At 51.1% G+C, this 18,724-nt stretch carries 19 protein-coding genes; 1 reads left to right on the top strand and 18 read right to left on the bottom strand.

Annotation, left to right across the window (positions count from 1 at the left end):
• From BLS62_RS27005 to BLS62_RS27050, 10 genes are all read right to left on the bottom strand, one after another.
• A complete protein-coding gene (locus BLS62_RS27005) occupies positions 1 to 363 on the bottom strand; it encodes a hypothetical protein (protein ID WP_093177696.1) in 363 nt (120 codons plus the stop codon).
• Positions 363 to 2,009: a DUF5710 domain-containing protein gene (locus tag BLS62_RS27010; RefSeq protein ID WP_093189838.1), complete on the bottom strand. Its 1,647-nt coding sequence runs from the start codon at positions 2,007 to 2,009 to the stop codon at positions 363 to 365. The genes BLS62_RS27005 and BLS62_RS27010 overlap by 1 nt, the downstream gene beginning before the upstream one ends.
• 45 nt (positions 2,010 to 2,054) lie before the next feature.
• Positions 2,055 to 4,052, bottom strand: a complete 1,998-nt coding sequence (locus BLS62_RS27015; RefSeq protein WP_093189841.1) for a type IV secretory system conjugative DNA transfer family protein — start codon at positions 4,050 to 4,052, stop codon at positions 2,055 to 2,057.
• Positions 4,052 to 4,987, bottom strand: a complete 936-nt coding sequence (locus BLS62_RS27020; protein WP_093189844.1) for a CpaF/VirB11 family protein — start codon at positions 4,985 to 4,987, stop codon at positions 4,052 to 4,054. Before BLS62_RS27020 ends, BLS62_RS27015 begins: the two co-directional genes overlap by 1 nt.
• Before the next feature lie 122 nt (positions 4,988 to 5,109).
• Complete coding sequence (locus tag BLS62_RS27025; RefSeq protein WP_093189847.1) at positions 5,110 to 7,341, bottom strand: hypothetical protein; 2,232 nt, start codon at positions 7,339 to 7,341, stop codon at positions 5,110 to 5,112.
• A gap of 50 nt (positions 7,342 to 7,391) precedes the next feature.
• Entirely contained in the window at positions 7,392 to 8,534 is a 1,143-nt protein-coding gene (locus BLS62_RS27030; RefSeq protein WP_093189851.1) for a TraB/TrbI/VirB10 family type IV secretion system protein, read from the bottom strand.
• Between the two features lies 1 nt (position 8,535).
• Positions 8,536 to 9,522 carry a TrbG/VirB9 family P-type conjugative transfer protein gene (locus BLS62_RS27035; protein ID WP_093189854.1) on the bottom strand — a complete coding sequence of 329 codons (987 nt, stop codon included), beginning with the start codon at positions 9,520 to 9,522 and terminating at the stop codon, positions 8,536 to 8,538.
• A complete protein-coding gene (locus tag BLS62_RS27040; protein WP_093189857.1) occupies positions 9,519 to 10,277 on the bottom strand; it encodes a VirB8/TrbF family protein in 759 nt (252 codons plus the stop codon). Before BLS62_RS27040 ends, BLS62_RS27035 begins: the two co-directional genes overlap by 4 nt.
• Positions 10,261 to 10,440, bottom strand: coding sequence for a hypothetical protein (locus BLS62_RS27045; protein WP_093189860.1), 180 nt, complete (start codon positions 10,438 to 10,440; stop codon positions 10,261 to 10,263). The genes BLS62_RS27040 and BLS62_RS27045 overlap by 17 nt, the downstream gene beginning before the upstream one ends.
• Positions 10,441 to 10,481: 41 nt before the next feature.
• Complete coding sequence (locus tag BLS62_RS27050; RefSeq protein ID WP_143521615.1) at positions 10,482 to 11,303, bottom strand: hypothetical protein; 822 nt, start codon at positions 11,301 to 11,303, stop codon at positions 10,482 to 10,484.
• A 76-nt stretch (positions 11,304 to 11,379) separates the two neighbouring features.
• Here BLS62_RS27050 and BLS62_RS27055 point away from each other — a divergent pair, with 76 nt between their 5' ends.
• A complete protein-coding gene (locus tag BLS62_RS27055; RefSeq protein ID WP_143521616.1) occupies positions 11,380 to 12,084 on the top strand; it encodes a hypothetical protein in 705 nt (234 codons plus the stop codon).
• Positions 12,085 to 12,107: 23 nt separating this feature from the next.
• On the opposite strand, the gene BLS62_RS27060 is transcribed toward BLS62_RS27055, so the two are convergent.
• From BLS62_RS27060 to BLS62_RS27095, 8 genes are read right to left on the bottom strand one after another with little or no spacing between them, the layout of a single operon-like run.
• Positions 12,108 to 12,887: a TrbJ/VirB5 family protein gene (locus BLS62_RS27060; RefSeq protein ID WP_093189869.1), complete on the bottom strand. Its 780-nt coding sequence runs from the start codon at positions 12,885 to 12,887 to the stop codon at positions 12,108 to 12,110.
• Positions 12,884 to 13,930: an AAA family ATPase gene (locus BLS62_RS27065; protein ID WP_093189871.1), complete on the bottom strand. Its 1,047-nt coding sequence runs from the start codon at positions 13,928 to 13,930 to the stop codon at positions 12,884 to 12,886. Before BLS62_RS27065 ends, BLS62_RS27060 begins: the two co-directional genes overlap by 4 nt.
• Before the next feature lie 50 nt (positions 13,931 to 13,980).
• Positions 13,981 to 14,445 carry a hypothetical protein gene (locus BLS62_RS27070; protein WP_093189874.1) on the bottom strand — a complete coding sequence of 155 codons (465 nt, stop codon included), beginning with the start codon at positions 14,443 to 14,445 and terminating at the stop codon, positions 13,981 to 13,983.
• Positions 14,427 to 16,787: a VirB4 family type IV secretion/conjugal transfer ATPase gene (locus tag BLS62_RS27075; RefSeq protein WP_093189879.1), complete on the bottom strand. Its 2,361-nt coding sequence runs from the start codon at positions 16,785 to 16,787 to the stop codon at positions 14,427 to 14,429. The genes BLS62_RS27070 and BLS62_RS27075 overlap by 19 nt, the downstream gene beginning before the upstream one ends.
• The gene (locus BLS62_RS27080; RefSeq protein WP_093189882.1) at positions 16,784 to 17,107 is read right to left on the bottom strand and encodes a hypothetical protein; all 324 of its coding nucleotides are present in this window, start codon (positions 17,105 to 17,107) and stop codon (positions 16,784 to 16,786) included. The genes BLS62_RS27075 and BLS62_RS27080 overlap by 4 nt, the downstream gene beginning before the upstream one ends.
• A gap of 1 nt (position 17,108) precedes the next feature.
• The gene (locus tag BLS62_RS27085; RefSeq protein WP_093189885.1) at positions 17,109 to 17,435 is read right to left on the bottom strand and encodes a TrbC/VirB2 family protein; all 327 of its coding nucleotides are present in this window, start codon (positions 17,433 to 17,435) and stop codon (positions 17,109 to 17,111) included.
• Between the two features lie 7 nt (positions 17,436 to 17,442).
• Complete coding sequence (locus BLS62_RS27090; RefSeq protein ID WP_093189888.1) at positions 17,443 to 17,964, bottom strand: hypothetical protein; 522 nt, start codon at positions 17,962 to 17,964, stop codon at positions 17,443 to 17,445.
• A 17-nt stretch (positions 17,965 to 17,981) separates the two neighbouring features.
• On the bottom strand, positions 17,982 to 18,707 hold the full coding sequence (locus tag BLS62_RS27095) for a P-loop NTPase family protein (protein ID WP_093189891.1): 726 nt from the start codon (positions 18,705 to 18,707) through the stop codon (positions 17,982 to 17,984).
• Positions 18,708 to 18,724: the final 17 nt, after the last annotated feature.

An 18,724-nucleotide genomic window follows, 5' to 3' on the forward strand; every position in this document is an offset into this window, starting at 1 on the left:
TCAGAGCGCTCGTACTTTTGCTTTCAAAGCGGCCTGCGTATCGCGAATATCCCGCAGCAGCTTTTCCATCTCCTCATGATTGGCTTTTGTCGCAGCATCAGCCAACCCGGAGTTCAACAGGTTCCCAAGCCGCGCCTGGTCGTGATTGATCTTTTTCAGCTCATCAATGGCGGTCATTTTTGAGGGATCTGGATGAGAGACGTTTTCATAAACGTAGGCCACGTAGTGGCCGTATCTCCACTTCATTTTGTCGGCTCGCTCCTTGATATCTGCAATCACAGACTTCGGCAGGTAGATGTTAAACGCAGCCGTGCTCTCTCTGTTTCCTCTGCCGATCTCAATTTTTTTCTTGCCAGTCTTCATTACGCCATCTCCATTTCTTGTTCTTTTTTTGGAGATTTTGTCGCCTCATTTTGAAGCTCACGCTCATTGTTTTTGCTCAGCGCCGCCCGCGCCTGTGTGATGAACTGGTAAGTTGTCTTGTCCTGGCCGCGCTCCTGACACAGATCATTCCAGTCCGTCAGACCTTTGGTTTTTTCAGCTTTGGTAAAGGGAGGGGCAACCACATAGCCGCCAACAGCTCTTGCTGCTTCAACCGCCTTTTCCATCCCCTTGTTGGGCAAAGGGGTTTCTCGCTTCGGCAAGTGATGATCATCATCAGCTGCAAACAGCATGGTCACATCAGGGAATTTCTCACGCATGGCCTTGGCAACCTTGACCAGATTGTCACCATCGAAGGTCACAATGATTGGCTTACCCACCAACTTGTGAACCGACCCGCCGGTCGCATAGCCCTCTGTGAAGACAAGCGTGTCTTCCTTTGTGGGCTCGCGCTCGTCATTGAGGTAGCGCTTTGGGTCAATTGCATGGAACAGGCCTTCTTTGCGGCCATGTTTGAGGTAATGTTTTTCCTCGCCCACAAACTGCAGGGAATGGATCTTGAAATCTGTATCGCGCAGCGGCACGACCATGCGGCCGTCTTTGTCGAGTTTGACCCCATAGCCAAGGACGTTTTTTCGTTTCAAGTACTCGCAGTTTGACGGCTTGGCCCAGTCTTTCAGATTGGCCCAGATCCCATAGGCTCTTTTCGCGGTGGCCTGCTGTTCTTGTTTCAGCTCTTCAGCCCGCTCTTTTTTGGCCTGTTGTCCAGCTTCAATCGCGCGGGTGATCTCATCCTTGGAAAGCTGCTGTCCGGTAAAAACCCACTTATCCTGCTCGCCTTTAAAATTGTTGAGCATCCCGTTTGGAACGCCGCCCTCAAGGAAACCGCGATAGGAGGCGTTCTTTTCCCTCTCTCCAACAATAGCAATACGGTGCCATTTACCGTCCATGGTTGCCAAACCCTTCAGGTCCATCCCCCTGGCCTTGACCCAATCGCTGAATTCCTGCTGCGGCTCCCGGCTCTGCTCTGCTTTGGGGGCTTTACCTTCCACCGACCATTTTCTGGTGGCCTGCACGACTTTAGCGCTCGGGGCAAACCAGCTCTTGGTTTTGCGGTCCCACTTGGCTCCAAGCTCTTTGGCCTGATCTCGCTCAGCGTAAGGAACGGCCAGATAGGTGCGTTCACGGCTTTTTCTGCGTGCCGCCTTATCATAAACGAGAGTATCACCCTTAGACAGACCAACACCTACTGCCACTTCGCTCTGCTGTTCAACGAGATTGAAGCTGACAGAATGGCGCTCCATCACCGCTGGGTTGTCTCCCTTGCTGTACTCAACAAGAGCATCTTCTTTTGCGTTGTAGTAGAGCTTGTCTCCAGCATTAACGAACCAGCTTTTATCAATGGAACGAGACCGGTAGTCCTTAGCATCCGGCGCGCTATAATGCGCCCAGACCTGCTCATCATCGGGATGTGCATCAATGGAAACGCTGTGGCCTGGCTTCTGGGGGATATCAAAGTCTACGAAAAACTCCCGATTATCACTGATAGGGTCACTGAAAATGCCTGAGGTCGGCAAGGGTGCTTCTTTTGTAGGCTGCACCTCATGTTTATTTTCTAAGTTTTGCATGGCAGGATCTCCCGGTTTTAAATGGCGAAGAAATGGAAAATAAAATCATGATCCGGTCTGAGAGACTGCGCTGCCGCTTGCTTTCAAGAGCCGATCAAAAATGGGATCGCTTACAGATGGTCCTTGAGATTCAACGCCATCGTTCACTTGATCATTTTCAGGTTTTGCAGACACATTCTGGGCGGGTGTACTGTGCTTGGGAGGCTTTGACCCAATGGCCCGCGCAGCACCCACCGGCGCACCATTCTTGATGTTTCCAGAAGGCTTGAACTTAGAGCGTGCATTCAGCTCCTCATCCTGGAAATACAAGTATTGCTGGCCGTAGATTGTCGGCTCGCCTGCAGCAAAAATCAGCATCTTGCCGGGGCCTGTAACTTTATCGTTGGCATCAGTTTCAAGTTTTGGCAGCAGCATGCATTCGTCTGGTGTCATCAACGGCCGTGCCACTTCAGAAATACTCTCTGATACAGTGGAAGAGGCACGATCAAGGTTTTTGGAAACTGAACGTTTGCGCTGCACGACCGTTGTTTTGCCCGCCATGTCAGAAAGAACCTTGGCGGTTTCAATCTTGTTGGGGGCGTAGGCAATGCGAATATGGCAGTTGGAAATAATGCTTTCTTCGCGGGTGTACGCACTTTGAAGCTGGGTAATATCCTGCGCGATCAGGAAGGCCTTGAGACCGTAACCAGCCATGAAGGCCAGCGAGCTTTCGAAGATATCCAGCTTGCCAAGCTGGGGGAACTCATCGAGCATCAAAAGCATACGGTGCTTGTAAAGGGTCTCGCCTTCAACATGCGACATTTTGGAAGTCAGACGGGTGAGCATCTGGTTCAAGATGATGCGAATAAGCGCTTTCATGCGCCCAATCTCGGCAGGTGACAGGACCAGATAAACGTTGGTCGGCTGGTCTGCATTCATCAGATCATCAATGGTAAAATCACAAGCAGAGGTGTTCCGGGCAATGATGGGATCTGCAAAAATGGCAAGCTGTGCCGTGGCCGTTGACGACACACCGGAACGCTCATTGCTAGAGCGTTTACGCATCCGTGATGCCCCGCGTCGCACTTCTGTGTTCGCGCCCTTATTGTTGTGCTCATAACTTTCCATGTCGAGCAGCAACTTTTCAAAACCGTCTTCGTCTTTTTTGCCTTTGGCTTTTACCAGCGCATCGAGCTTATCGGAGGCTTCACCGGCAGCTTCATCATCCCCCACTGAGAGGAAATGAAGCACATCGCCCAGACTGGCCGTGCGTTCTTCCTCATTGCGGATACGGTAAAGCACATGCAAAATTGCGGTCGACAGCCACGAGAACCCTTCTTGTTCCCAAAAGTCTTTAAGACCCTTGCCCGAGGTATCCACAATCATCTTGGCAACGTTCATGCAATCACCAACCTGAAAGTCGGTGTCGATACGGACCTCACCTAGTGGGTTGTAACGAGCTGATCCCTCCATTGCAGTCGGTTCGAAATAAAACACGTTCTGGCCTTGCGAGGCACGCCAGCCGGACGTTTTGGCGTAGTTCTCGCCCTTAATATCAAGCACGATGGTGCTGCCCGGCCAGGTCAGAAGTGTTGGCACCACCACACCCACACCCTTACCGGACCGGGTAGGAGCAAAGGCAAACACATGCTCTGGCCCGTTATGGCGCAACACCGATGTAGAGCCGTTTTTCTCCTCAAACCCACCAACGACAACGCCCTTGTCGCGTAGCAGGCCCATTTTCTCGACCTCCTTACGTTTGGCAAACCGAGCCGTGCCGTGCAAAGATTCTGAATCACGACCTCCAGACACGGTGGAGCTGGTGGCCTTTTCCATGACGATCCGGCCAGCGATCATGACTAAAATCATGGCAACAAACCCACCACCAAACGGGATCAGGATGGTGTTTGGGAGTTCATTGGTCTGTTTGTAATACGCATAAAGCCATTTCCACCACTCCATGTTGGTGGGGTCAAATTCCAGCGTGTAATACCAACCGGCAAGCGTGACGGCTATAAAGGCAAAAATGGAAATCAGCGCGACAATTCGAGGAAAGATATGCATCACTGAAGTTTCCCGTCTTTGAGGATGAAGCGGTCGTTTTTGACCTCATAAATGTCGGTGATATGGCGCACACCGCGCTCAAAGCGGGTGATGTGAAAAATCACATCCACCAGCGAATTGAAGTAGCCGCGTATGGGGGTTGTTACCCCGCCAGACATATCGATATTGGACTGAAACCGGTCCACGACCTTCTGGGCGCTATCGGCATGAATGGTGCACATCCAGCCCTTTGCCCCGGTGTTGAGCACGTTCAAAGCTGAGTAGGCATTTTGAACGGAGATTTCGGAGAAGATGATGCGGTCTGGTGAGATACGCATCTTGTGATCGAACAGCTGAGGCCATGTTTGCAGGCCAGCTCCTTGCGAGGAATCACGTGCTGCAAACAGGGCTGATCCATTCCAGAAGCGCTCAATCTCAAGCTCTGGCGTATCCTCACAAGAAACCACACGCTCATGGGCGGGCAGCATACCAAGCAGTTTGTTCAAAAGGGTGGTTTTGCCTGTGTTGGTGGAGCCGGATATCGCGATATTCCAGCGCTTGCTCATGGCCTCACTGATGTAATCGATCATCTTTTGGCGAAGCCCCATGTCCTCGAATTTGACCTCATAGGGATGCTTGCAGCGCACTGCCATGGACAGGCCGGTGCGCGTGCTTGGTCCAACCAGACACTCAAAGCGGTGGCGTTCAGGTAATGTCACAGAAAGCTTGGGATGTTTGTCTTCGGAAAACTTCAATCCGTTGTAGTTGGCAAGCGCCTGACACATCCGCCGGATCTGATTGAACCCAATACCTGGCGCATCAAGCTCCAACAAATCAGCTTTGCGATGCTCCAGTACAAGCTTGTCAGGCCGCATCTGGCGCAGCTCCACCACGTCAGGATCACAGTAGATTTGTGATAAAGGTTCCATAAGCTTCATTATGAGTACATTAGACATAGCTTACCCGTTTGCTCAGACGGGGTACGGTCTGAACACCTATCAACTGTTTGATTTGTCGTTATTTTACGAATTCACGAAGCACTGACGCAGCTCCCCGCGCCAGCTTTTGTCAAATATATTCAACAACCAAAGTATGAATTCATCACCGATTTAGAAGTTTGTTTCGCTTTTTTATCCAGACTAACCCATTCTGTGTAAGTAACTGTCTTGTTGGGATTTGTAATAATCATCCGCTGTACTATCTCAGTTCTATTTAGAACTGTGATGATCGCTTTTTCGCAATAAGTATTTCTATTGGCGTGCTTTACGCTCGCAGCGGCATATGGACCATTTTCATGGTATGAATCGTACCCATCTCCTCCTGGATAATTAATGACCTTCCCATTCGCATCTTCCACGGATGATCGTGCCGTATTATCGTTACGTGTAACGAGCGCCTCGTACCATCGCTCAATGGTTTCCGTTTCACGGACACATTGATCACCTTCATCAATCGGCGTGCCTGCACCGATTGCAACGGCATGACGTGTTCCATCCGGGCGCTCAAAGACTTTACTACGTTTTGTCGGAATAAATGCGTTGCAGCCCTCATAGTAACGTCCTGCAAGATCCTGAGTTTCTTCAATGTCTTCCTCACTGTAGGCTACCTCCGGGGCACCGGGCAAAAGCATATTGGTGGCAATCGGATAGGTCTGCCCAGACACATTGATAGTGACGCTCGACAAAGGCTGCGCCTTCAGCTCCTCATCATTGTACTTCCATGAGGACACATCCACATTGTGAACGTAGCTTGTGCCGCCCTGCTGGCAGGCACTTACATAGACCCGGCTTGGGTTTTCATAGTAAAACCGCTCAAGTCCGTACGAGACACCCGCTGTGATATCGTGATTAAACTCTGCTGGATTGAGACACCCCTCACTCGTGGATTTGATATCAATGGACGCGGATGAATCTGGTGTACATTGATCAATGTACTGCGATGAACCATTGACGGTGATTTGCGTCCGGTATTGCGGGATTGCCCTGCGCCCACTCAGATCCACCATGATCTGGCACACTTCAACGCCGTTCTGCTTAAACACCTGCTCATGCGGATAAGTGTTTTCTGTCGTGCTGCACGGCGAGGCCTGGAAGTACTGACCCTCCCGCTCATAAGTCCACATAGCCATTTCAGTTGAAAGGGAATTTGCAAAATCATGACGGATGGAACACCCGTCTGCGACCTGGCTCATCGGAATAGGATCAGCCTCAGCTGAGCGCTCACAAGTACGTACGATCTGAAGATTGTTGTTACCGTCCGTGTAAACCAGTGACGTTTCAACGTAGGCTTCCCCTTTATCCAGATCGATATCTAGCGGGCAGCTGTCTTGTTCGGAAATTGAGAACGTGGTTTCAGGATCTGGCTGACATTCGGATAGCTGGATGCGTTCCACTTTGTCATTGATGTAGTACTCAACAAATTGAGGTTTGGCGATTTTTGCACTCAGATCTATCTTGTCGTCGCAAGAAGCCGAGCTGTGCTGAATTGCAAAATTAACCCCGTTGTTGGAACAGGCGCTTTCTTCAACCACCACTCCCTTTTTGAGAGTTTGGGTTTTGGACTGCATCAGGATCAGATTCTGATTGCGGTCGATGACCGGCGTGCATCCTTCCCCTGTAAGACGAACCTCTTCGGGCACGTCTTCAGGTGCATCCTTGTCATCAATCTCGCGACGTTCTGGAGTTTCATAGCCATTTGTCTCGGGCTTATCACCGCCCCCTGAAGGGCCTGATCCATTTCCAGATCCACCGTTTTCATCACGCTCGGCGTCCTCGGTCTTCTCTCGCTCGCCTTCTTTATCTTTGTCTTTGTCCTCGCCTGCCTCTTCATCTGAATTGAGCTTCTTTAAAGCTGCAATCAGCTCTTCCTCATTTCCCGATACATCCAGCGTTTCTTCTGGATTAATGGCTTCATCATTGACATCAAACTGGGAAGAAAAATTCTCCGCATTGAGTTCAACAAAGCGTTCGCCTTTCGTCAGGCGTGTGAGCACAGCTTGCCCGATCTTCTTCCCATCATGCATGACATATTGGGAGAAACCCTCTGCGCTCACACCAGCTACAGACACCTCGTTTTTGTTCACCGCAGTGGTGAACTCAGGTGCTTTTTTGATCCTTAAGGCAAGCTCAACGGCCTTACCTTCAAAGATTGGCGTTTTCTGCTTCACAGAAACGGCAAACAGTTTTTCTTTGAGCGCCGCGGTGGCCTGCGCCGCGCTCGTGTTCTGTTTGCCAGCTTGTGCAGCTTGCTGTGTGGGTGTTGGTGGCGGGGCTGTTTGGGAAAACCCTGCTGCTGTACTTGTCAGCAACATGGCCCCAACCACACTAAGTCTTAAAATATTCCGCATCTAAAAAACCCTTATTACTGCTGGGTAGGTGGTGCCAGGTACCAGTCGTTTTCAGGTCTGATCTGAACTCTGGTGCCCTGGGATATTCGGATGACAGGGCGCAAATTCACCGTGTCCTCCAAAAATTTAGCCGACAGTTCGCCCACATTTTCTGAAATGCCCGAAAGCGCAGAAGAGACTGTGTCGGAATTCTTTGAACCATAGGAAGAGGAAAGCGTGACTGCCGATTCAACAGCAGCACCAATGGCAACGGTGGTAATGGCCGTGCCATATTTTTCCCACCACCGGTTATCGACATGCCCGGACATGCCGCCATACCCTTGTGCATCGCCCACTTTGGACTTGAGCTGATAGATCTCGGCGCGGCTTTCAGCCAGCAAGATACGCTCGCACGTAAAACTAATCCGGGTCTGACCAACCTTCTTGGCGCTCTCATAACGACAGATCATCCGGCTGCCCTTTGGAACTAAAATATTGGAGCCGTGATACCCGAACACGTCCCGGCTCACCTGAATGACAACCGAACCTTCATCAGCAAGCTGGCTGTTAATGCCGGTTTCCATGATGCCGGTGATGTAGCGATCGGCAGCAACAATCCGGCTGTTATCAACGGCACTGGTAGAGATGCGCCCCGACGCCCGGTAGGTGCTGTTTTCTGGATCAATTCCCTCTGGCGCTTTGAGGGACCCAGCAACATCAGCCCCGGCTGAAGCCACATTCATGCCCGCTGTCTTTGCAAGACCACCAGCAAGACCTGGAACATTGGCACCAGCCCCATTGGCTTTAACACCGCCCGCACCTATGAACCCTTGCGAGCCAAACCGTGCAGCACGAGCAGCCTGTAACTCCAGCTCGAACGGGTCAGGATCTTTCAGGTCTTGCGGTTCGGCAATCCTCTCAATCGTCACATATTTATTTTTGATAATCGTCCTTGGTGGTGCGTCCCTACTGACTTCTTTTTCTATAATGAGCGGCGGAGCCATAATGATGCGTGGCAGCAGTGGCGCAGGAGGTGCAACCGGTTTAGGTGCCGGGGGACGTTTGTACTCAAACACCTCAGGATCAGTTGGTGGCAACCCGCGCGATTGCGCAGGCACAGCTTCACAAGCCCCGCCAAAGCTGATCGACATTGCAAGAAAAAACTCACATACACTCATGTCAGCTCCCCTTGTATTCAATGCACATGAAGGACTGGCCGGACTTTAAAGTCACAAGTTTATTCGTGCTCTCAACGATGTAAGTGGAGCCTGACCGGCGCGTATTGACCAGTTCATCAATGCCATCAACCACCACGTAGGCTGTTGGGAGCTCCAAAGAATTGAACTTGTCGCCATAAAAAATGTAGGTAAAATGATCATCGCGAAGCACCATTTCGGGCTTCAAACTGTCATCAGATCCCCAAAGCTTGTAGTCGCCCCAGCCGCGCAGTTTGGAGGGATCAATATTGGCCTTTTTAACGTAATCGCCTGGCACTGGCTCGGTAGCCGGGACTTGCGCAGGATAGGTCATGTTCATCAGTGGGCTTGGAGCCCCGCCAGCTGCAACACCAATCAGAGCAGACCGGGTGTAATGCGGCTTTTCGATTTTAAAACGCAAGTCTGGAATATGCTTTGAATTCACCGTCTCGGCGCGAAGGTAGAAGCTGTAGACCTGCCCATCTTCGGCGTAGACCTGAAGCGAACTGTCCACCCCTGCCGCCAGTGGCTTGATCACCAGTGTGTTGTCATTGCGAACCTGCGTATCAAACAAGCTCACATCAGCCACATCTGCGTTTTCAATCTTCACGCCTTCAGGAAGCTGGATCACGGTGAGCATGAACTCGCGAAGGCGGACACGGTAGACACAGGTCCCGCACTCAACTTGGGTATGAACACCGCTCTTATTGCCTGCTTTGTCCCATGCCTTCTGGATCTGGCCGAGTGGGACTGTGGTCCGGCTCATGGAGCCAAACTGGCCGCGCCGCTGTGCTGCTGCCTGTTGCAAGGCATCTTGAGGGACGCTTGCAGACACACTGGAGGCGACCTGCTGACCCTGATTGATCCGCTGGGTTGGTGTTTGCGGACCACGGTTCAAGCCTGTCTGCGCGGCCGCTGTGTTTGAAACAAGTAAGGTGGTTGCGACAAGAAGGGAGAAATAAGACTTCATGTGGTCGGTCTTTCCTGAACAGCCAGTTTTAAAATGCGAATGCCAAGGGGATTTTCAAACCGCTCCACTGTGGTGACCTCTTGCGGACGTGTGGTCAGTTCCAGATAGGCGCGAAGCTTGGCTTGTTCCGGCTTTTGCCTGCCAATCCGATCTGTCTGGATGAAATCAACGGCGTACTGATAGATCCCGCCATACGCATCAACCTGATTGGCGCTTTCAATGGTGATTGAGCGGTTCAAACCATCTTCAATTGCCTCATTGATGCGGCCCTCGTTTTCCTTCAGGAACTCACGGTAAAAGTCCTGGTCAGAATAAAGAGCAACTTCCTGAAACCGCGTCGCTTGAGAGATTGGATCAATGGCAAGGATCTGCGCCACATAGCGCCGCGCCATCTTCTCCAACATCAATTCAAAACCATCCACCTCGACAGAGATTGGCTCAACACGGTAGATGCGGTCATCTGCTGGATCGACGCGAAGCAAGGCAATTTGCGTTGTCTTCAAGGGCACCAAGACTGAGACCGCTTGCGCCAACAACACCGCTATGACTGTAGCTGCAACACCGTAGCCAACCGCGATCCTGAAGAGTAACACCAGCCTGCGGTGAGAGCTCTGGTACGCAAATGGATCAGCTTCCAACACCGCTTTATGGCTTGCATTTCCAGCATTTCGATCAGCCTGACCAACAACATCCATCGCAGGTTCGCGCTTCTCAACTGCCTCACTCGCGTGCGATCTCTTAAACTTTTGCAGCATCAATCCACTCAAAGGTCAGGGGTTGATAATCAAGCTCCAGACAGGCGCAAGGCGAGGGCCGCATCAGGTCGGTATCAACCGGCTCATATGGCATCTCATCGTTGGTTGCACAGCCAGCCAGAAACAGGGCGAATGAGAGAACAGGAACGTACAATTTGGTCATTGGATTACTTCTCGGGTTAAAAGGTCAGGCTGTTGTTTTTGCTAGGAAGATTTCTTGCCCACATACATATCGCGCAGCTTCTCATAGCCTTTGGCAGCACCTTTGCCCGCCATGCCAATGCCTTTGCCGTAAGCCCCAGCTGTTTGACCAACACCGGACATCATCATACCGGGGGTGGCAGCATTGAGTGTGACTTGCGCTAATGTGCCTGCCAGCGAGACCGCTTCTTGCACCAGCGCCACACCGGACCACGCGGTCAGGATCACCAGAACGTATTTGCCCCATGTTTCTGCTTGGAAGATATCGGTGCTGAGCTTCTGCCCAGCTGGCATTAAAGAACCCACACCTGCTATAACCAGCAAGAACACCAGTGAGACCGCGACCAGTGTCAAAATCGCGGTCAAAAGGGTTGAGATCCCGGTTCCGATCTTGTCCCGGCCAAAAGGAAACGCGCTGATGGCAATCACATATGGGGCCAGCAGGCACACGATCATGACGCGGAACAGGCCAATCGCCACATGGGTGACAAAGGCAATCATCATGAGAATAAAAGGCAGCATGAGCGCGGCGACAAACACGACAACACCTGCCTTATCGAGCCATCCAGCTCCGTTCATCATGGCTTTTCCCATATCGAACGGCTGCGTGAAGGCAGTCTCCAGATTGGAGACCAGGCCCGTGATCGCATCGGAGCCACTGCCTGCGCCCATGAGAGCGCCGGGAATGCCGAACATCAAGGTCGTGGTGGCCGTATAGACCTGTCCGGCAAGACCGAATTTGAGGGCGGTGAGCACCCCGAACCCGAAAAAGATAAACACAAACTGGGTGACAACCCAGCTCATATCCGTGGTGCCTGTGACCAACTTAAACCCCTGCCAGACCGCCCATAAACATGCTAGACTGGCAAATATTGTCACCATAGGATCATAGGCTATACTCATGAGATCATTGACGTACTTGTCACCATTTTTGACGTACTCCTCAATCAACCGGCAGCTGATACAGGCATCACTCATTGCTCTCTCCTTTCTGGGGTTTTCCAGTCTGGCCCATGCCGAACCCGATATTGACAATCTGAAGGGATCTATTGTTCTGGAAGGCGATGGCTCCACAAACATTATGGATGGTATGAACGCCGCCAGAATTCTGGATCTGGCCTACGCCAAATGGGCGTGGACCACTTTGAAAAGCCATGAAGAGGTCACTGCCGAACTTGTAAAATACGAGGGGACCTACAAGGCCTTTGAACAAGCGGCGGAAGCCGAGTTCAAACCACGATGGAAAGTGGCGCGTAAGGGTATTTCGATTTTTAAGGAGACGAAGGCAGAACGAAAGTTTCGCGCCCAGGTGGACCGGGAGGTGTTTTTGCAAAGTACCGATCAGGCCGCCATTGCCCGCTACCACGACCTGACCTTGCTGGAATACAAATGGAACGGCAAGTTCGGCAACACTGCGCCGTGGCATCCTGAGGACTGGGAAGCCTTTGAGACTTACTATTGCGACAAGCACACTCGGGTCCTTGGCTTTGCTATGGACGGCTGTGCCATTCCCAACTGGCGCAGACCCGATACGCGCGAATTTTACAAGAGCATGTACGAAGAACGAAAACGCGAAGGCCTGCTTGAATTCCTGCAAGATGGTTGATCTGGTCGTCACACAAAGGGAGGTCATTTTGAGCCTCCCTTTTTCTTCATGTCGCCTTTAGCCAGCTCGCTCTCGATGGGAACGCCCTGAACAATGGACTGCGCCGCCGAGACCTTAAGCATCTGTGCAAGCAACTGATTGGTTTGAGACTGGCTTTGCAGTAGGGCAGTATTGACTTCAATAAGCACCTGCAGGCGATCATTGACGGTTTGAGCAGACGCGCCCGCACTCTTTAACTCCTGCGCTGCTTTAAGGGTTTGAACTGCGTTTTCCTGCGCCATATCAGCCTGAGCCAGACCTTTAAACGCGGAATCGGCCACCGTATTGACACGGGCCTGTTTGACGGCGTCCTGCGTCACGCCCTTCTCTTCCCAGGTCATGGATTCCATGTCTTCAGGCTCTGCCACCAATCCATTCTGGTAGGCATCAGATCTGGAGCACAGCGAGCCCATATCCATGTCTTCAAAGCTGACATTAGGCATCAAGCTGTCAAAATCAGGAACCAGACAAGAATTGTCCGACATGATCTGACCGGTAATATCGCTGAAGTTGATTGACGGGATGGAGATCGAGGAGACCTCACCAATGCTTTTGAGCGTATTATCAACGCCAGCTCGCACATCCTTAGCCACATCAAGCTGCTCTTTAAGCGTCTTGATCTGATCTTTCATATGCGTCAGTTGCTTCTTGAACTCCGCCAAAGCCTTCACATCAATAACCGGCTGCGCGGCAAAGCTGGCCCCAGCAGTCAGGCTGAGCGACAGTGTTAAAGCGGTGATCGCGAGAAACCGTGAGATCTTCATTGCCCCACCTCCGCTTTTTGCGTGGCAGGTTTAGGTGATTTTCCTGAAAATGTGACGACAGGCCCTTCAATCACTGGTTTACGCGTAATCACGAGCTTTTCCGCCGGGCTTAAAAGAGGCGGGGAAGGAAGGAGGGTCGGTTCAACCTTTGTGATCACAGGATAGTGCGGCGGACTGACCCGGACCACTTCAGGAAAATCCACACCCTGTTCTTCAGCAACGTATTTTATCGTTTGCTGAAGCCGGGTAAGCTGGCGTTCAATTCCGCCTATATCCCTCTCTTGAGAGCTGTCGATAAACTGATTATTGAATACCATAACCAAGGCTATGGCTGCCGCGCCAAGCACGAGCCAGCCATCACGTTTTTTTGTGTAAAGGGCCTTGGTATCAAGCTCCTCCTTCAGCTGTCCTAAGTCTTGGTTATGCTTGGAAAGCTCGCCCTTTATCGACGCCAGGTCCTCTCGAACTTCGCCCGCTGTCACTTGTAAAGGATTAAGGTCAATCTGATGTCTGCAACCTTTGAACTGATCAAGAGAGAGATTAAGGACAGATTTTTTCAGGTGATCAAGAGTAACTTGAATAGACCGTAGATCTGCATTCACAGTGTCAGATATTGACTTACTGACAACTACGCCGAGATCATTCATCACTTCCCTTTTTGCAGCGTCCCCTTTACTGGCTCTCTTCATCAACGCATTGATATCTGCCAAAGTGTACTCATCTAAAGTTTTTCTAGCCTTCGGATTTTCCTGTTTTTCGAGTTCACGATATCGCTTACGCTCCATCCAAAGTTTGTCGATATCACCCAGCTCAGATAATTCTTTGCGCAACTCCTCACGCTTTTCCAGGCGAACAAGGTTCGCTAGAAACTCCTTGATAAGGGTATTTGTCTCATGATGTTTCAAATCTCCCGCGCCATTATCATCGCGAGCCGCCCTGTCCAGGCCGTCAAGATTATCTCTGCCCTGCTCCCGGTCAAGATTGTCCCGGTGCCGCGCATCATCATTGGCAGTTTCTTGCATCTTCTCGTCTTTGGTCAGCATTACAAATTTCCTATTGAAGAGGTCCCGGACAGTCTTTGGCTGCAGTCCTCCTAAGCGGACATGCGTAACAACGGATGCTGGTTGAGCTGGGAGTTGCGGCATTTTGTGCGCCAGAAGAGTGCCCACGGCTGCTTAGTCGGTGTCAGGAAGTCCAAGACACAAATCGGACACTCACAAGCATGCGGGTTAAGATTTTCGCTGATGAATTTGTAGCTGAACGCATCAGGCGTTCTGGTCGCCAGAACAACCAAGCCTTCAACCCGAGGCAACTGCTCCTGTTCGCCGTTGATGTAGACAGCTGCATAAATTTGGAATTCACCCGTGTGCAAGTCATGGGGAGCTGTGTGTTTGTGATGCAAAACAAACTGGCGGATATCGCCTTCAAGGACTTCGACTGACTTGAAGATCGAGTGTATGGCCTGGGTGATCGAGGTCGTCTTTTCTTTAACAAGAGTGGAGCCCATTGCGGTCATCCCCGTTTGAGTTTGGTCTGCTGTTAAACGTGAGAAAGCCATTGATCCCCCCACACTTCTTGAATTTTGCGAAGTTCTGCTACCGGATCCGGGCCAGAGCGATAAAAGCGCAGCGCATCGCCATAAGGGGTCAGATCCACATCAATGATGGTGCTCTCATTGTAACTGGAGGCTTTGTCTCGCTTGACAACAAGAACCTGTCGCCCTCCCGCCAGATCGGTTTCACCGCGAATAAAGGCAATCTGATCTTCACTTAAGTTGAACGGCTCAAGATCCGCGTCACTGCCACCACAGCCGAACATGAAGAAAAGGGTTGGGGCATTGCTGATAATGCCGTCTGCTTCCTTGCCATGGATGACCAGATCTGAGGGCGACTGAAACGCCATGCCAACAACACCGCCAAGTTTGCGGTATTCTTTGTACATCTGGCTTGCAAGGTCCCTGAACCCTTTGTTTTTCAGGAGATTTGCAGCCTCATCAATGAAGATTGAAAAGCCATTGCGGTTGGCGTGAGCTGCTTCAAAAATCGCACTGGAAATATGTGTCACCAGAGCAGGTCCAAGCAAAGGGTCTTTAAGCGGCTCGGTCATGTCGATGCCGGTCAGATAGCTTTGATCCAAAAAGGAGCGAATGCTGTCACGCGGGGCGTTGAAGATATGGCTGTAAGCCCCCGCTCCTTGTCGCTCACTGCTCACCCATTGCTGGAAGCTTTGCTTGATCTGGGTGTCAACCGGGAACGCTGTCTTATAAATGTTGCTGAAGGTCCGCTCCCCAACATCCAGAACACTTGCCATATCGAGCACATCATTGATCTGATCACTCATGTCCTGGGTGTATTGCTCTCCCAGCATCACCCGCATCATGCGGTTTGCCCGTTGGCGGGCGTTTGTATCTGACAGATCACAATCAAGTGGGTTGAGGGAAAGCGTATCAAAGGACTGATAGCGTCCGCCCATCACCTCAATCATGTACTGGGCGCCATGCATACTATCAAAGATGTAATTCGGGACGCCTGGAAACTTGGCGATGCCGCCTAGCAGATGCATGATAAACGTGGATTTACCGCCGCCAGTTGGGGCAAACAAAAGGTAATGGCCCGCTACATCTTTTTTATCAAACACATGAAACTGAAGCGCATAGTTCTGCCCCGTTGGGGTCTTGAACAAACGCAAAGGACGGTTCCCGAATGGGGAGGAATACAACCCTTCAGGCGAATACTGGAACGGCCAAAGCGCTGCGATATTGGAGTCAAAAAGACGTAATTTACGCACCAGCTTATTGCGGCCCGGAAGACGGTTAAACCAGCAGTTTGCCGCTGGAGCTGTCTCCACTGAATGCCTGACACGGCGCGTGTTCAAGATCGCAGAGATCTGGTCCAGAACAGTGTTTAACTCCTCTTCCGATTTGGCGCGAACCGTGAACTGGAGCTGGGTCTGATACAGGGTGTTTGAGTTGTTGGTCAGCTCTTCCGTGGCAGCTTCCAGCTGATCGACCATAGAAACAGATGTGAGGAACCCGTTTAACTGCTCTGCCTTCTTGCGGGTGTATTCAAGGATGGTCTTTTCCGTATTGAGCGGAATGCAGATTTGCGTCACTTCCAGCTCTGCTGGCAGCGCAAGTATTTTGGAAATCATCATCCCGGAAACACTGTCTGGATATTCGCTCACACCAATGGTTCTGTGAATGTGCTTGCGCGGGGTCTGCGTGAGGATCGTCCCGTCTTTATTGATGATCAGATCACAGGCAGGCAGATTTGCGTTGATGGAGCGGCTGACCCGTTTCACATTCTCCGGCATATGCCCGCACACCAGATAGGTGAGAAAGGCGGTCAGTTCACAGTGTGCCTTTAGATCCTCAGCGCCCTCAACCACCTCAATTTGGTATCTGTCAAAACCAGACAGCAGCGTTTTGGTATGTTTGTTTAAGGTCTCAAAGGTGGTCGCTTCCAGCACAACATACCAGTCCATGGTGTAAGCGCGTTTGAACAGATCCTGCTCGGCCTTGCCAATCTCGCGTAAGGCAGGAGAGGGCCACTCAGAGTCAAAGGAGATATCTTTTAATTGTTTGACGGCTATCAGGCGAAAAGCAGATCCAGACCCGCCAAGTTGGTGCAGGATATTGGAGCGTTGCTTAAACAGGGCCTCTTGCTCTGCCATATTCATGGTGTCGTAAGAAACGCCCTTCAACCGAAACACCCGAAACAAGGTGCCATCCTTCAAGGCAACGGTGGTGCGGTCTTCAAGCAGATGATCAAAGTCCAGCTCATCGGCAAGCCAGTCCTGCTCAAACCCGCCGCCATCAGCCGCGCGCAGCAACTTGTTTGCATAAAAGGCCGCGCCGCCCGCAAATCCCAAAGTCGCTGCGGTTGAAACAAAGATGCTCATTTTTTCAATCCTTTTTTCGTCGTCAAAGAGCGAGCGCCAGCCACAAGGCAGCGATCTTTTTTTCCCTTGAAGAAGGTGTGAGGCAGCAACAGTGTCGCCTCACAATGAGCATCCTTGCGGCGCAGCGTGATCGTGAAAATCAGCGCGGGCGGGATTGCGAAAATGCAGAGCAGCATGGCAATGGGAGGATCAATCACCGTTGTTAAGACGATGCCGATGAAAAACACCCCGCCCAGTGCAAGAGCTGCAAACATGGGCGGCATACCAAAGATGGTAGAGGGGGATTGAAGATGCCGATAAACGCCGTCCTGCACTTTCATGTCAGCCTCCTACGCTGACAAGAGCGCGGATTGCTGTGGGGGCAGCGACAATAAGGACGGCCCCAAGAATGTACTGGAACATTTTTTGCCAGCGCATTTCGCCAAAGATTGCGGAGTAAACCCCGTAGCCGACAAGACCGATCCCAACGGCCACGGTGCCGATTTTGACCATGCCGCTTTCAAGGTTTTCAAAAGTTGTGACCGCAGGTGCGGCCCAGTCCCCGCTCCCAGCAGCAAAAACGGCGGTCGGGGTTAAGAGCAAAACGGCAAGGAGAAAGAGTTTGACCTCACGGGTCAGGAACGAATTTGAGTTTTTGGAAGACTGCATGACAGACCTACTTCATAATGAGATAGAGAGCTCCAACGGCAAGCCAGTTGAGAGCGGTGAAGATATAAATCGGCAGTGAAGAGCGTTTGAGTTTTGATGTGAGAGCGCCAAGCTCAGCGGAGAACTGAGCCTGCTGCTTCAAAAGCCCCTCAATTGAGCTGGCCTCAACATCATGGCGGATCTGACCAAGAGTGGTTTCAAGATTGGAAAGCTCGCCTTCCATCTGTTCCGCCAGTATTTTGGCACTTTCGCCCACCACGGCTTTCAGCTTTTCGCGCTCGCCCGTCAGGCGGGTTTCAGCCTCCACCAGCAGCACCGACAAATCAGAGACAAACACCTCAAACATGGAGTAGAGCATCCAGATCGGATCATCAGATCCAACGGACTTTCCGCTGTGTTTTTTGGCGATAAGCGCCCTCACCTCATCAAGGGAAGAGATCTGCGCACCCTCAAGAGCACTTGACTTCTCCGTTTCGATAAAGTCGAAATTCGGCTGATTCTCATCAATTTGAGCTGAATTTGCTGTCATCACATCCCCACTCACGCTTACAAGGCCATAGCTTCGAGTTGCGCTGAGATATCAGACCAGATTTTTTTAAGGCGCTGGCGCGACATGAGGCCGAAATTCTCGTCCAAAATTGCCTCCGAGAAGGTCTTTCGCCGCTCAATCATGGTCTGAATGTCGTGATTGAAGGAGGAGCCGGTGCGCTGCTCTAAAGTAGGCACTGCGTAAATACGAGCCTGATTATCTTTAAACAACTTCAGCTCTTCGAATGGCTTGCCGTTTTTTTCTGCACGGCCTGAGTATTCGTTCTTCCAGATGATAATTTTCTGCTCTGGGAATACTTCGAACAACTTCTCAATACAGGAGAGTGTCGCATCAATTGCCCCGCCCCCGCTCACGACCGTATGGATGGCAACCTCACATTCGTGCTCATCCAAGAGAATCAGTACGTCGTTTTCGGCCAAATATTTCACCAAGGGCAGGAATGTGGTGGCTCCGGTGTCAATTACGAAGTGAGTTTCGTCAGGAGCGCTAATTATACCCTCAATTATTTTATCGAAGCTTCGATGGTCGATTTCGGCATTTTCCATCATTTGAATGAGAGTACAATTGAGCGCCTTATAAGAAGAGAATGTTGGATTTACTGGGTCAGTATCAATAGCAACAAGATTTCTATCTTTAGTTCTATAAAATTCTGCAAGACAAAGAGAAATAAAACTCTTACCGGCGCCGCCTTTTCCTTGCATCACAAAGTTCACGTATTTCATATTACTTATACCTACTA

This window comes from Pseudovibrio sp. Tun.PSC04-5.I4 (assembly GCF_900104145.1).
GTDB lineage: Bacteria > Pseudomonadota > Alphaproteobacteria > Rhizobiales > Stappiaceae > Pseudovibrio.

Coding starts and splice junctions, on each gene's coding strand:
- BLS62_RS27070 (WP_093189874.1), bottom strand. CDS start 14,445: ATGGCTTTCTCACGTTTAACAGCAGACCAAACTCAAACGGGGATGACC.
- BLS62_RS27055 (WP_143521616.1), top strand. CDS start 11,380: ATGAGATCATTGACGTACTTGTCACCATTTTTGACGTACTCCTCAATC.
- BLS62_RS27040 (WP_093189857.1), bottom strand. CDS start 10,277: ATGCTGCAAAAGTTTAAGAGATCGCACGCGAGTGAGGCAGTTGAGAAG.
- BLS62_RS27045 (WP_093189860.1), bottom strand. CDS start 10,440: ATGACCAAATTGTACGTTCCTGTTCTCTCATTCGCCCTGTTTCTGGCT.
- BLS62_RS27080 (WP_093189882.1), bottom strand. CDS start 17,107: ATGAAAGTGCAGGACGGCGTTTATCGGCATCTTCAATCCCCCTCTACC.
- BLS62_RS27035 (WP_093189854.1), bottom strand. CDS start 9,522: ATGAAGTCTTATTTCTCCCTTCTTGTCGCAACCACCTTACTTGTTTCA.
- BLS62_RS27005 (WP_093177696.1), bottom strand. CDS start 363: ATGAAGACTGGCAAGAAAAAAATTGAGATCGGCAGAGGAAACAGAGAG.
- BLS62_RS27095 (WP_093189891.1), bottom strand. CDS start 18,707: ATGAAATACGTGAACTTTGTGATGCAAGGAAAAGGCGGCGCCGGTAAG.
- BLS62_RS27010 (WP_093189838.1), bottom strand. CDS start 2,009: ATGCAAAACTTAGAAAATAAACATGAGGTGCAGCCTACAAAAGAAGCA.
- BLS62_RS27060 (WP_093189869.1), bottom strand. CDS start 12,887: ATGAAGATCTCACGGTTTCTCGCGATCACCGCTTTAACACTGTCGCTC.
- BLS62_RS27015 (WP_093189841.1), bottom strand. CDS start 4,052: ATGCATATCTTTCCTCGAATTGTCGCGCTGATTTCCATTTTTGCCTTT.
- BLS62_RS27085 (WP_093189885.1), bottom strand. CDS start 17,435: ATGCAGTCTTCCAAAAACTCAAATTCGTTCCTGACCCGTGAGGTCAAA.
- BLS62_RS27030 (WP_093189851.1), bottom strand. CDS start 8,534: ATGAGTGTATGTGAGTTTTTTCTTGCAATGTCGATCAGCTTTGGCGGG.
- BLS62_RS27090 (WP_093189888.1), bottom strand. CDS start 17,964: ATGACAGCAAATTCAGCTCAAATTGATGAGAATCAGCCGAATTTCGAC.
- BLS62_RS27075 (WP_093189879.1), bottom strand. CDS start 16,787: ATGAGCATCTTTGTTTCAACCGCAGCGACTTTGGGATTTGCGGGCGGC.
- BLS62_RS27020 (WP_093189844.1), bottom strand. CDS start 4,987: ATGTCTAATGTACTCATAATGAAGCTTATGGAACCTTTATCACAAATC.
- BLS62_RS27065 (WP_093189871.1), bottom strand. CDS start 13,930: ATGCTGACCAAAGACGAGAAGATGCAAGAAACTGCCAATGATGATGCG.
- BLS62_RS27025 (WP_093189847.1), bottom strand. CDS start 7,341: ATGTTGCTGACAAGTACAGCAGCAGGGTTTTCCCAAACAGCCCCGCCA.